The sequence below is a fragment of the Staphylococcus equorum genome, from assembly GCF_029531845.1.
Classification (GTDB): domain Bacteria; phylum Bacillota; class Bacilli; order Staphylococcales; family Staphylococcaceae; genus Staphylococcus; species Staphylococcus equorum_C.
Map to the genome: position 1 here is coordinate 11,897 of NZ_JAMBPV010000001.1, position 12,798 is coordinate 24,694.

Here is a 12,798-nt window from a genome sequence, read left to right on the forward strand (position 1 = left end):
TAGAAAAGGAAATTAAAAACATGAACAAAATTGCAATAATTGGACCTGGCGCAGTAGGTAGCACGATTGCAATTTATTTGTTAGCAATGCATCCTGACTTACGCTTACTCGGTCGACAACATCAAACGCTCGCCTACTATGCCAATAATAATATTGAACACGCACATACTTTACAGGTAACGCCATTAACAGCTGATCAAAGCCAAGTTGATATTTTAATTATTGCTGTTAAAATACCTCAACTTGATACTGTACTAAGAGAAATGAAACATTTAATTCATGAACAAACCATTATTATACTTGCGCAAAACGGTCACGGTCAGTTGACCCGCTTTGAATACCCTCACGTATTTCAAGGTGTGATTTATATTAGTGGACAAAAATCTGGTTCTACTATAACGCATTACCGCGATCACAAAATCATTTTAGAAGATTGTCCAGAAACACGTGCATTCTGCGATATTGTAGCGGGGTCTTCTTTAGAAGTTGAACTCACAAATGATATTGATTATGTCATTTGGTATAAACTGCTTGTTAATTTAGCCATTAATAGTGTTACTGCATTAAGTCGTCGTCCTGCTGAAGTACTTCAAGTTTCAGGTATAAAACACCTTTGCAAGCAACTATTAGTTGAAGGTGTAGCCGTTGCACAAGCTGAAAATGTATATTTCAATGATGACATTATTGATGAGATTATGACGATTTACGATGGTTATCCCAATCAAATGGGCACAAGTATGTACTACGACATCGTTTCAGATAACGCATTAGAAATAGAGGGCATCCAAGGCTTTTTATTTAAAAAAGCGAGATTGCATCAATTGGTTACACCTGTACTCGATACCATTTATCCATTGTTATTGGCACAGCAAAAATATTAATATGTTTTTTTCCAAATTTGCTCTACTGCTATGCCTAATACTAAAATTTAGATTTCATTCGTTTCCGTATTCTTCTTTCATATTGTTATAAACTGTTTCTTTATTTTTATTCTGTTCATAAAGAGTTCATATAATTAATTTATATTACAGTTATTAACAAATTGGAGGAAAAAATAGATGAAAAAATTAATGTTCAGCTCTGCCTTTTATACTTTATTAGGATTACTTAGTGGTTTATTTTATAGAGAAATGTCAAAAGGAGAAAATTTTAGCGATTATTCACAATTAAATGTAACGCACACACATTTATTAGTCTTAGGTACAATTATGTTCTTGATATTCATGGTTATCGAAAATCAACTTAAATTGACTCGAAATAGTAAATTGTTTAATAGTTTCTTTTATATTTTCCACTTAGGTGTATTAGTAACTGTAGCGATGCAATTTGTGAATGGTATTGCTACTATCAAAGGTTTCAATGTAAGCCCTGCAATTGCGGGTATTGCTGGTTTAGGCCATATCTTCATTTCTATCGCATTCGTATTATTCTTTGTGTTATTAAATAAAAGAATTAACGCCACTGTAGAAAAAAGAAAATAGTATATCAAAAAAATCTGTTCATGTTTCTATTTTTTGAAACATGAACAGATTTTTTTGATATATTATACTTTTTAGCTTCCAAATGCCTTCGCAATATATTCTATATTAAATTTCATCCATTATTTTAAATCACTTCATACATAAAATTATTATAAATCAATTCTATATTTTAATTCATTAAAATGTTAACGAATTAATTGACACTCTTGCTCACAGATTTCAGACGTGTACAATTGCGAGCAAGCGCTTACATAAATCAGTAAAAAATCCATTTTATGTTAGGAGAGTTAATTTGATTACAGAGTTCATTGATTTCTTAGATAAAGTCATATGGAGTCCGCCGCTAGTTTTTGGCTTATTAATAACAGGACTGATATTTTCACTTATCACTCGTTTCGCACAAGTGAGACAATTTAAAGAAATGATACGTTTATTATTTAAAGGAGAAAAATCTCCTCAAGGTATTTCTAGTTTTCAAGCTATTTCATTATCATTAGCAGGAAGAGTTGGCACGGGAAATATCGTTGGCGTGTCAGCAGCAATATTTATTGGCGGCCCCGGTGCAGTCTTCTGGATGTGGGTAACAGCTTTACTAGGCGCAAGCACTGCATTTGTAGAATCTACATTAGGACAAATATATAAACAAAAAGAAAATGGAGAATATAGAGGCGGACCTGCTTATTACATTGAAAACGGTATTGGGGGCAAGTTTGGAAAAATATTTGCGCTGATATTTGCTATAGTGACTATCATTTCGATTGGTCTTTTAATGCCAGGGGTACAGTCCAATGCCATTGCGACTTCATTACATAGTGCTTTTAGTATTCCAAAATGGGCAATTACTATTTTCCTCGTAATATTACTATCACCTATCATTTTCGGTGGTATTAAACGCATTGCAAGTATGGCAACAGCAATTGTTCCTTTTATGGCTATAGCTTACATTTTATTAGCTGTTATTATTATTTTTTTAAATATTGAAAAAGTCCCTGAATTGTTCGCACTTATTTTTAAATCTGCATTAGGGTTGCAATCTACTTTTGGAGGAATTATTGGCGCAATGATTGAAATTGGTGTAAAACGAGGATTATATTCAAATGAAGCAGGTCAAGGGACAGGACCCCATGCGGCTTCAGCAGCAGAAGTATCTCACCCAGCTAAACAAGGACTTGTACAAGCTTTCTCAGCTTATATAGACACCATTTTTGTCTGTACAGCTACTGCATTAATTATTTTAATTTCAGGAACTTATAATACAACAGATGGCACGGAGAATTCACAAGGACATCCTAATTTAATAGAAGATAATGGTGTTTATGTATTGAATGCAGACGGCTCAAAAGATTTCTCTGGGACTGCTATGTATGTACAATCTGGTATCGATAAAGCATTTCAAGGCGATAGCTACCAATTTGATCCAAATTTCGCTGGTTTCGGCTCTTATTTTATAGCTATTGCATTGTTTTTCTTTGCATTTACAACCATATTGGCTTATTCGTACATTACTGAAACAAATATTGCATATCTTACTAGAAATATGAGTGCTAAAAAATCAAAATTTTATATTACATTGATCCGTTTCCTGCTTATTTTTGCCACTGCATATGGCACTATTAAAACTGCTGATGCTGCGTGGGCAATGGGAGATGTAGGTGTTGGCATGATGGCATGGCTTAATATTATAGCTATATGGATTTTATGTAAGCCAGCCTTTCGTGCTTTAAAAGATTTTGAAAATCAGAAAAAATCGAAAGGATCTGGCAGTTTGGCTGTTTATAAACCAACTCAGCAAGATGCTCCTAATGCATATTTTTGGTTTAATAGAGAAAAACATAAAGATGATCCGGATAAACAATAATAATAAATCTTTTAAACATAGTTTTGTAGTATAAATTATATAACAAAACCCATGCCCTCTAGTACGTCGAGGATATGGGTTTGAATTTATTGATAATCGATAACCATAGATATTAGAGTCATATTTGCTCCATTATTAACATAACTATGAGCGATGTCTGATTTGAATCTCAAAGCATCTCCTTCACCTAATTGTAGTGTTTCATTTTCTAAATGCATTTCTAATTGTCCATCAATTACAATAATCGATTCCTCTGAACCGGATAAATGGGGTTCTGCATCCAAAGTTGCTCCTGGATCGAGCTCTACATAAAAGAATTCAAAGGACTTACTCTTTTCAAATGGGAAGTATGGGTAAACACGATATTTCCCCTCATCTTCAGTAACAGGCACAACCTCTTCTTTTTTTAACTGTGTATAATCTGACTCTGCCTCATTCATTAAACTACTAAACGATAATTTTAAACCGTTACTAATTTTCCAAACAGTATTTATTGAAGGAATCGTATTACCTTTTTCAATTTCATTCAATGAGGATGTACTTACCCCTGTGAGCTTTGATAGTTTTTCCAGACTAATCTTATTTTTCTTTCTATATAAGTAAATATTCTTAGCTACTATTTTATGAAATTCCATTATTATACCCCTTTTATGTTGACTTTCCTTTTTAATGGATATAAAATCCTCTTTAAAGGAAATATCCTATTGAGCGGAAGTTTTATTATTATATTTCCATAATACAGGATAACGTAAGGAGAATGCAATTTGTTCATATCATTTATTTTTTATACGTTTTTTATGAGCTATACACCTGGCCCTAACAATTTATTAGCATTAGATGGTGCTTTAAAATTAGGTCTTAAAGGCACCGCGAAATTCTTAATTGGGATTGGATTAGGTTTTCTAACACTTTCCATGTTTTGCTTGTTATTTAGTGAATATATGGCTGCTTATTTTTCAAGTTTTATATTTGTAATAAAAATAGTAGGGTTTATTTACTTATTGTATCTTGCTTATTCTGTATTTAAACATGATAGTAAAGACGCTCAACAAAGCAATACGTATCGTTTGAGAGATGGTTTACTTCTTCAATATATGAATCCTAAAACAATCGTTTATGTACTTACTGCTATTGTGACTTATGTAACTACTCAAAATATAAGTTTTCTTGCTACACTGAGTTATACAATTATCATTGCACTTATCGGTGTTTCAGGCGCAGTCGCGTGGGCTGTTATGGGGCTTTGTTTTAAAAAAATCCTATTAAAATATGAAATTACCTATAAAGTTAGCATGTCTGCATGTCTTGTAGTTTTAGCATTCATGATGATTTTAGAATGATTATTATCAAATTGGACTTTATTAGTTTTTCTCAGAATTTACTTTTAAATTCTCACTATTAGGGAATAAGTATGTTGAGGTGATTCATATATGAATAATACTAATTTATCGAACAAGATTAATGAAATACTTAATACGTCACGTGTCGGCGTGCTATCTACCGCATATAATAATGTACCTAACAGTAGATATATGATTTTTTATAATGACGGCAACACGCTTTATACGAAAACGAATGTTAGCTCAATAAAAATTGACGAAATTGAGTCGAACCCACGTGCAAATATTTTAATTGGTTACGATGATACAAATAATCGTAGTTTTTTAGAAATTGATGCCACATTATCAATTAGTCAAGATCAAGAAACAATTGATTGGTTATGGCAAAGCCAAGATAAATCATTTTTCGATAACAAAAATGACCCAAAATTATGCGTAGTTAAAGCTCAGCCAAAATCTATTAAGATAATGAATGATAAAGCATTAGACGAACCAGAAACTATAAATTTTGAAGTATAAATTTTAAAAACACTTGTGTAAGCTTTTTGTTTATACAAGTGTTTTAATTTTATAATCTACTATTTAAGATATGCTGTCTTTTTTACATAGAAAATGAATACATTATATATTTAAATAGGTTATTATAGAAGCAAGCTTCATAAAATAAGTTGAACATGAATTTTTTAATTTATATAAATATAAAGAGCAATTACATATAGGAGGTAATTTATGTTTTTAGCATGGAATGAAATTAAGCGTAACAAGCTAAAATTCAGCTTGATTATCGGTGTCTTAATTATGATCAGTTATCTACTCTTCCTTTTATCCGGCTTAGCAAGCGGTCTGATGAATATGAATAGAGAAGGTATCGATAAATGGCAAGCCGATGCTATTGTGTTAAATAAAGATGCAAATGAAACTGTAGAACAGTCTTCTTTCAATAAAGATGATGTCGCAAATACATATGATAAACAAACGGCTTTAAAACAGACAGGTGTTATTGCTTCTAATGGTAAGACAGAAGAAAATGCTTTACTGTTTGGTGTCACTCCTGATTCTTTCCTTGTACCTGATATGATAGAAGGTAAACAGACTAAATCCGATAATGAAGTAGTGGGAGACGAAACTTTAAAAGATAAAGGATTTAAAATAGGAGATAAATTATCGTTATCACAATCAGATGAAAAATTGGAAATTGTAGGCTTTAGTGAAAGTGCTAAATACAACGCCTCTCCAGTACTGTTTTCTAATAATAATACAATACAAAAAATTAATCCTTCATTGGATAAAGATAAAACCAATGCGGTCGTGCTCAGAGATAAAAATTGGAATGAACAGGATTTAAATAGTGATTTAGAAGCTATAGAAATTGAAAGTTTCGTTGAAAACTTACCTGGTTATCAAGCACAAAACCTAACATTAAACTTTATGATTACATTTCTATTTATTATTTCTGCAACAGTGATTGGCATCTTTTTATATGTCATTACGTTACAAAAAACAAATTTATTCGGTGTGTTAAAAGCACAAGGTTTCACAAATGGGTATTTAGCAAAAGTTGTAGTATCACAAACATTCATCATTGCGATGATTGGTACAGTGATTGGTCTTGCGCTAACTTTACTTACTGGTGCTTTTCTACCAAGTGCAGTCCCAGTTAAATTTGATGTTACTACGTTATTAATATATGGCGTCGTCCTTATCATAGTTTCTCTATTAGGTAGCCTCTTCTCGATATTGACGATTAGAAAAGTAGATCCACTCAAGGCAATAGGATAAATAGGAGTGTATAATAAATGCTAGAATTTAAAAACGTTACTAAAAGCTTTAAAGATGGGAATCAAATAATTGAAGCTGTAAAACCTACATCTTTGAAATTTAATAAAAATGAACTGGTTGCCATTATTGGACCTTCTGGTTCTGGAAAAAGTACATTCCTAACAATGGCCGGCGCGTTACAAACGCCCACATCCGGTGAAATTATCATCAATGATAAACAAGTGTCTCAACTGTCACTGAAAGAATTAGCAAAAACGAGGATGCAAGAAATCGGTTTTATTCTTCAAGCTACAAATCTTGTGCCATTTTTAAATGTAAAACAACAATTTAAATTACTACAAAAACAGAAAAAAGATGTACTAGACGAAGCAAGTTATAACCAACTTGTTAAACAACTTGATATTGAGGTTCTTGAGAATAAACTTCCAAGTGAAATATCTGGCGGACAGAAGCAACGCGTTTCGATTGCTAAAGCACTTTATACAAAGCCATCAATTATCTTAGCTGATGAGCCAACCGCTTCATTAGACACGAATAATGCGATGGAAGTAATGAAAATTTTAAAAGAACAAACTTTGGAACAAAACAAAACTTGTATCGTTGTTACACATGATGAACGACTAACTGAGTATTGTGACAGTGTATACCATATGGAAGACGGTATTCTTACGCTGACTCAGGATAACAAAGCATAATAAAATCCCTTCATAGCAGTCACATGCAAGTGATTATTATGAAGGGGTTTTTATCTTTTGATTACTAATTAATATCATATAATTAAATTTGCAATTAATATTAAAATAAGACCTACCACAGATAATATAGACTCTAGTAGTGTCCATGTTAAAAATGTTTCTTTCATAGTTAATCCAAAGTATTCTTTGAACATCCAGAAACCTGCGTCATTAACATGAGAACAGAAAATGCTCCCTGCTCCAATTGCTAATACTACTAAGGAAATATTCACATCTGTTGTTTGCAATAATGGTAATACAATTCCTACAGAAGAAATCGCTGCTACTGTCGTTGATCCTAATGCTGTACGTAATAAAGCAGCGGCTAACCATGCAAGAATAATCGGTGACATTTCTGTGCCTTTAAATATTTCTGATATAGTGTCACCAACACCGCCATCAATTAATATTTGCTTAAACGTTCCTCCACCACCAATGATAAGTATTAACATAGCAATTGGTGTAATTGCGTTAGAAACAGTATCCATAATTTGTTTCATAGTTTGTTTACTTCTAATTCCCATTGTATATATTGCAAATAACACAGCGATAAGCATTGCAGTTACAGAAGTACCAATAAAGTAAATGAAACCTTCAAATCCTTTTGCATTACCATCATCATTACCAGTAATGAGTTGTACCACTGTCGCCAATAACATTAATATAACCGGAGCAAGTGCTGTTAGTAAACTAATACCAAAACTAGGTAATTGATCTTGATCGTATTCCTTCATTTCGCCAACTGCTGCTTGATTTCCTTCTCTTTTAAAAGCTTCTGGCGTCAGTTTATGCGCAATTATAGGGAATGTTCCACCAACAATAATCGCTAATGGAATGCCTATGATAATTCCATACATTAACACATAACCAATGTTTGCATTAACAGCTTCAGAAATCGCTACAGGACCTGGATGTGGTGGTAAAAATCCATGTGTTATAGCAATTGATGTTGCCATCGGTAACCCAACTTTTAGATTTGAGATTTCCATTCTTTTTGCTAATGTAAATACTAATGGAATTAATAATACAAATGCTACTTCTAAGAATAATGAAATACCAATAATAAATGAAGCAATAATCATAGCCCATGTCACATATTTTTCACCAAAAACGTTTATAAGTGTGTCTGCAATACGTGTTGCGCCACCACCGTCAGATAAAAGTTTACCTAAAATGGACCCTAAACCAAAGATGATGGCAATATGTCCTAGAGTATCACCCATACCTTTTTCAATAGTTGTGACAATCGTGTCTAAAGGCATACCTAACAAGATACCCGTTACCATTGAAGTAATGATTAATGCAATAAATGTATTTAATTTAAACCAAATAATTAGCATTAATAATATAAGTACCCCTATTACTACAGCAATTAATGGCCACATTTCTCCCATCATTTTATCTCCCTACCTTCTAATTCTCTTTTATACTACTGTTCATTTTGTATACATTTGTTAACGTATCTGTACTACCGATATTTCCTGGGAAAATAACATAAGGCATTTTAGAATATTTTGCTTCTTCACCAGTCAACCACACCGGAACACCTTGAGTTATCTGTCCAATTACCTGTGCTTTTTTAATTTTCAAACCTTTAGTTGCAACATCACTAGAAGTTATTCCGCCTTTTGCAATAATAAACCTTGGTTTTATACTTAATCCCCTTACAATTTCTACCAAAGCATTTGAAATATTAGTAGAAATCCCTAAATTATTTGTTAAATCTTCGGTCTTAATAACATCTCTAGAAGTATAGACCACCACATCTTTACTATTTTTAATTAATGCTTCTACTTCTTGAATTCTTTTATCTATATAAATGTTCAAATTTGTTTTAGTAACTGATTTAACATCAAATTCAATTGGTGTGATATGAGTGTTATTGAGTAAATGATGTAATTGTGATGATGTTTTCTTCACATGTGATCCAACGATAATCAAACCACCTTGGTTATTATTACTAAATTGATTTAGATTAATGATTTCACCTGGGGTCTGACACATCGATTTTACAAAGGACGCTGCTGTTCTAAATATAAACTTTTTATCATAACTAGCTAAAAATGCTGTTAAACAAGAGACAAAATAATCCATATCTTCATCGTTTAATGCATCTACGACTACTGCATCAAAATTTGATACAGCGTGAAATGTCTGTAATATACTTTCTTTATCTCTTTCTCTTATTTGAGATAGTGTAATATGGTGTACATGTTCAGCTTTAGTATCCCCAGAACTCTTCTCTTCTATAAAGTCTGCCATCAGTTGTGATTCAAAACCAAACGTAGTATCATTGGCAAATTCACTTTCAGAAACAGGTGTATATTTCCCATCTTCTTTAAGATAATGTATGCCCTTATATGTATACCTTTCACCTTCAAAAAACGCTGGTAAATAAAACACCGCATCAAATGCTTGTTCTGAAGCGTCACTCAAGACCTTAGGTTCTAAGTAAAAGTGACCTCTTAGAGTAGAATCGCCCCTACTAATTACAATATACGGAGAGTCTAAACGTCGAGAAACCAATTCTATATTCCGACTAATCTCATGATGCAATTTCGTTGTTTCTTGTTCATTCAACGCTCTCGAATTAGTTAATATATAGAACATATGATTCTCTTGCTTAAAGCCATCTTCAATTAAATCTTCCGACCAACCTGTATACACAGGTAAGTCTTTAACCGTCTGTGTACCAGTTGGGTCATCATCCAATACGATTATTTTATATTTAAAGTCATTTAATCGTTTATGAATATCATCATTGTTTTTTTGATTAATTAAATCTTCAGTTAGCATTTTCTCACCTCATCTATATATTATTAATTTTTTCAAAATATTTTATAATGCCAGAATGGTCATTTGCACCATTTCCTTGAGCTACTTCTGATTTATATATTTCTTTGACTTGGTTTGCTAAAGGTAATGTTAATCCAATTGTATCTGCGGTCGAACTTACATTCTTCATATCTTTTAGGTTTATATTAAGTGTTCCACCAGGTTGATAATCTTCTTCAATCATCTTAGGAAATTTTGCTTCCATAACATTTGAACCTGCAAGGCCACCTTTAATTGCCTCATACATACTTTCTAAGTCAATATCAAATTTTTTCGCAAGTACAACTGCTTCGGAAAGTGCTGCAATATTTGTATTTACTATAATTTGATTCGCAAGTTTAACAACACTACCTGCACCGACATCACCGACTCTTATCACAGATTTTGCAATAGGCTTTAGAACGCTCTGAACGATTTCTAAATCTGATTCATCACAACCAATCATGACTGAGAGTTCACCTGTAATTGCTAGTGGCTCCCCGCCACTTATAGGTGCATCTATATATTTAACTTGTTTTTCTTTCAAAATTTTACTTATCTCTAATGACTCGTTTGGCGTTAACGAACTTGTATCAATTACTGACTGAACACTAATATCTGACTGGTTTAAAATTGCATCTTTTCCGCTGTATAAAACTGCTTTTACAATTTCACCATTAGGTAATGAAGTAATAATGTGATCTACTTCTTGAGCCATTTTTTGTATGGATACTGCTTGTGCGCCCTCATTAATAACTTCTTGTTCTGCTTCTTTATTCAAATCATTAACGAAAACCGTCATATTCTCTTTTAAAAAATTCTTAACCATTGGTTTTCCCATTATACCGAGACCAATAAATCCTATTTTCATAAATTACACCCTTCCTGAAAACGTTTACAAAAATAAGTGTATACCAAAAGATATAAAATGTATACATTTTCTCAAAGGATTTTTTATAGTACACTTATCATAATGAGGTGAATAAATTGAACACTAATGAATTAACTATTTATCAAAAAATTAGAAATGATATTATTTCTGGTGAATTAAAAAAAGATGAAAAGATTACAGAAGCTAAACTTGCGAAGAAGTATGATGTGAGTAGAACACCTATACGCGAGGCTTTGAAACAACTAGAATTAGAATATTTCATTAAAAACTCTTATATTTTCATGCCAACAAGTGAAGAATATAGACAAATTTTTGAAATGCGTATTTTATTAGAAACATATGCATTAAGAAAAGCAGCAGTTGTATACACAAAAGCAGATTTAGAAGAACTAAATAAGTATGCTGAAATAAATATCGATAAAGAATCTGAAGATAAAATTATTGAAACGAATGACCAGTTCCATCAAAAAATTATTGCTGCAACAAATAATCAATTTATACTCGACACATATCAAAAATACAAAAGTTTTATCTATCTATTTAGCCAAACTGTCATTAATCAACGCCGCCCTGGGTTAATCGAAGAACACAAAGAAATTGTTTTGGCACTTTTTAACAGAGACATAGATTTAGCTGTTGAATTATTAGAAACACATCTAAAAAATGATTTAGAATTCAGTCTCTATTATTTAGATTTTAAAAAAACTGAATAACATCAAATAGGCATAGATACACAGTAATTCAATGTATCCATGCCTATTTTTATTTCGATCAATTATAGATTTGTAGAACTAATATAATTTAAATGGAAACTATAGATAACTTAAATAGTTCACAGTTATTGCTTTTTTTCCGCTTTCGACATATATTATAGATAACTAGTATACTTTTTATACTACATCAGTTTATTTTCTTTTAAATAGGTAATGAGTATTAAAACTAGAAATTATCATAATGCGGGGGTACACGTATGAATATTATCGGTCATCATCACATTTCAATGTATACAAAAGATGCTCAAATAAATAAAGACTTCTATACTCAAATATTAGGGTTACGCTTAGTAGAAAAATCCGTAAACCAAGATAATCCAACTATGTATCACTTATTTTTTGGGGATGAAATTGGCTCTGTTGGCACGTTATTAAGTTTTTTTGAAATTCCGAATGTAGGTAAGAATCGTCCTGGTACAAATTCTATCCATCGTTTATCATTACTTGTCCCAAATGAAGCTGCGCTATCTTATTTCAAATCACGCCTCACAGATGCCAACATTACAACAACTGATATGACGTATTTAAATCAGCCGGCACTGTTATTTAAAGATGTAGATAATCTAGAAATATTATTGCTTGTTAACGATAACTATAAAATCCCAACGACGTGGAGAAAAAATCCTTATACAGATGTTCCGGTACAACATCAAATACTAGGTATGGGACCCGTTGAACTTAGAGTACGTGAAGCTCAACCAACAATCGATTTTTTAAAAAACAAATTAAATTACGCGCCTCGTCAAGACACTGACGAAACGGTTATGACATTAGATCAAGAAGGTTTGTATACTGATTTCGTGGTTATTGAACAGCAAGGAGAGCGTGCGCGTCCTGGCCAAGGATATGTGCATCATATCGCTGTAAACACGCCAAAAGATTCAAATTTAGTGGCCGTATTAAATACCATAAACCATAACCCAGGAAATAATAGTGGCATTATAGACCGCTACTTTTTCAAGTCTCTTTATTATCGTCATAATAGTATTATGTATGAATTTGCAACCGACTCACCAGGATTTACGGTTGATACAGATATTGAAAACCTAGGTGAAGAACTCAACTTACCAGATTTCTTGGAAGACCAAAGATTAGAAATAGAATCTAAACTACATGATTTATAAAGG

13 protein-coding genes are annotated in these 12,798 nt (G+C 32.2%); 9 read left to right on the forward strand and 4 right to left on the reverse strand.

Annotation, left to right across the window (positions count from 1 at the left end):
• Positions 1–20 precede the first annotated feature (20 nt).
• The 3 genes from M4L39_RS00030 to M4L39_RS00040 all read left to right on the forward strand — a co-directional run bounded on the left by M4L39_RS00030 (position 21) and on the right by M4L39_RS00040 (position 3,339).
• Positions 21–881, forward strand: coding sequence for an oxidoreductase (locus M4L39_RS00030; protein ID WP_277580139.1), 861 nt, complete (start codon positions 21–23; stop codon positions 879–881).
• A 177-nt stretch (positions 882–1,058) separates the two neighbouring features.
• Positions 1,059–1,481, forward strand: a complete 423-nt coding sequence (locus tag M4L39_RS00035; protein WP_277580140.1) for a DUF2871 domain-containing protein — start codon at positions 1,059–1,061, stop codon at positions 1,479–1,481.
• Positions 1,482–1,773: 292 nt separating this feature from the next.
• Entirely contained in the window at positions 1,774–3,339 is a 1,566-nt protein-coding gene (locus tag M4L39_RS00040) for an alanine/glycine:cation symporter family protein (protein WP_277580141.1), read from the forward strand.
• Between the two features lie 86 nt (positions 3,340–3,425).
• Here M4L39_RS00040 and M4L39_RS00045 read toward each other — a convergent pair whose 3' ends face one another.
• Positions 3,426–3,974 carry a helix-turn-helix domain-containing protein gene (locus tag M4L39_RS00045; protein ID WP_277580142.1) on the reverse strand — a complete coding sequence of 183 codons (549 nt, stop codon included), beginning with the start codon at positions 3,972–3,974 and terminating at the stop codon, positions 3,426–3,428.
• 129 nt (positions 3,975–4,103) lie between these two features.
• Here M4L39_RS00045 and M4L39_RS00050 point away from each other — a divergent pair, with 129 nt between their 5' ends.
• The 4 genes from M4L39_RS00050 to M4L39_RS00065 all read left to right on the forward strand — a co-directional run bounded on the left by M4L39_RS00050 (position 4,104) and on the right by M4L39_RS00065 (position 7,153).
• Positions 4,104–4,679 carry a LysE family transporter gene (locus tag M4L39_RS00050; RefSeq protein ID WP_277580143.1) on the forward strand — a complete coding sequence of 192 codons (576 nt, stop codon included), beginning with the start codon at positions 4,104–4,106 and terminating at the stop codon, positions 4,677–4,679.
• A gap of 90 nt (positions 4,680–4,769) precedes the next feature.
• On the forward strand, positions 4,770–5,198 hold the full coding sequence (locus M4L39_RS00055; protein WP_277580144.1) for a pyridoxamine 5'-phosphate oxidase family protein: 429 nt from the start codon (positions 4,770–4,772) through the stop codon (positions 5,196–5,198).
• Positions 5,199–5,408: 210 nt separating this feature from the next.
• A complete protein-coding gene (locus tag M4L39_RS00060) occupies positions 5,409–6,458 on the forward strand; it encodes an ABC transporter permease (RefSeq protein ID WP_277580145.1) in 1,050 nt (349 codons plus the stop codon).
• A gap of 17 nt (positions 6,459–6,475) precedes the next feature.
• Positions 6,476–7,153, forward strand: coding sequence for an ABC transporter ATP-binding protein (locus tag M4L39_RS00065; RefSeq protein ID WP_277580146.1), 678 nt, complete (start codon positions 6,476–6,478; stop codon positions 7,151–7,153).
• Positions 7,154–7,227: 74 nt separating this feature from the next.
• On the opposite strand, the gene M4L39_RS00070 is transcribed toward M4L39_RS00065, so the two are convergent.
• Genes M4L39_RS00070 through M4L39_RS00080 form a run of 3 tightly spaced genes read right to left on the reverse strand, consistent with a single transcriptional unit; the run spans position 7,228 to position 10,877 of the window.
• On the reverse strand, positions 7,228–8,589 hold the full coding sequence (locus M4L39_RS00070; RefSeq protein ID WP_277580147.1) for a gluconate:H+ symporter: 1,362 nt from the start codon (positions 8,587–8,589) through the stop codon (positions 7,228–7,230).
• A gap of 16 nt (positions 8,590–8,605) precedes the next feature.
• Positions 8,606–9,988, reverse strand: a complete 1,383-nt coding sequence (locus tag M4L39_RS00075; protein ID WP_277580148.1) for a four-carbon acid sugar kinase family protein — start codon at positions 9,986–9,988, stop codon at positions 8,606–8,608.
• Between the two features lie 13 nt (positions 9,989–10,001).
• Positions 10,002–10,877 (reverse strand): NAD(P)-binding domain-containing protein, encoded by an 876-nt coding sequence (locus tag M4L39_RS00080; protein WP_277580149.1) that lies wholly within the window; start codon positions 10,875–10,877, stop codon positions 10,002–10,004.
• Positions 10,878–10,984: 107 nt separating this feature from the next.
• Here M4L39_RS00080 and M4L39_RS00085 point away from each other — a divergent pair, with 107 nt between their 5' ends.
• Both M4L39_RS00085 and M4L39_RS00090 read left to right on the forward strand, forming a co-directional pair.
• Positions 10,985–11,611 carry a GntR family transcriptional regulator gene (locus M4L39_RS00085; RefSeq protein ID WP_277580150.1) on the forward strand — a complete coding sequence of 209 codons (627 nt, stop codon included), beginning with the start codon at positions 10,985–10,987 and terminating at the stop codon, positions 11,609–11,611.
• A 257-nt stretch (positions 11,612–11,868) separates the two neighbouring features.
• Positions 11,869–12,795, forward strand: a complete 927-nt coding sequence (locus M4L39_RS00090) for a VOC family protein (protein WP_277580151.1) — start codon at positions 11,869–11,871, stop codon at positions 12,793–12,795.
• The last annotated feature ends 3 nt before the right edge of the window (positions 12,796–12,798 follow it).

Coding starts and splice junctions, on each gene's coding strand:
- M4L39_RS00070 (WP_277580147.1), bottom strand. CDS start 8,589: ATGATGGGAGAAATGTGGCCATTAATTGCTGTAGTAATAGGGGTACTT.
- M4L39_RS00055 (WP_277580144.1), top strand. CDS start 4,770: ATGAATAATACTAATTTATCGAACAAGATTAATGAAATACTTAATACG.
- M4L39_RS00030 (WP_277580139.1), top strand. CDS start 21: ATGAACAAAATTGCAATAATTGGACCTGGCGCAGTAGGTAGCACGATT.
- M4L39_RS00045 (WP_277580142.1), bottom strand. CDS start 3,974: ATGGAATTTCATAAAATAGTAGCTAAGAATATTTACTTATATAGAAAG.
- M4L39_RS00075 (WP_277580148.1), bottom strand. CDS start 9,988: ATGCTAACTGAAGATTTAATTAATCAAAAAAACAATGATGATATTCAT.
- M4L39_RS00065 (WP_277580146.1), top strand. CDS start 6,476: ATGCTAGAATTTAAAAACGTTACTAAAAGCTTTAAAGATGGGAATCAA.
- M4L39_RS00035 (WP_277580140.1), top strand. CDS start 1,059: ATGAAAAAATTAATGTTCAGCTCTGCCTTTTATACTTTATTAGGATTA.
- M4L39_RS00090 (WP_277580151.1), top strand. CDS start 11,869: ATGAATATTATCGGTCATCATCACATTTCAATGTATACAAAAGATGCT.
- M4L39_RS00060 (WP_277580145.1), top strand. CDS start 5,409: ATGTTTTTAGCATGGAATGAAATTAAGCGTAACAAGCTAAAATTCAGC.
- M4L39_RS00080 (WP_277580149.1), bottom strand. CDS start 10,877: ATGAAAATAGGATTTATTGGTCTCGGTATAATGGGAAAACCAATGGTT.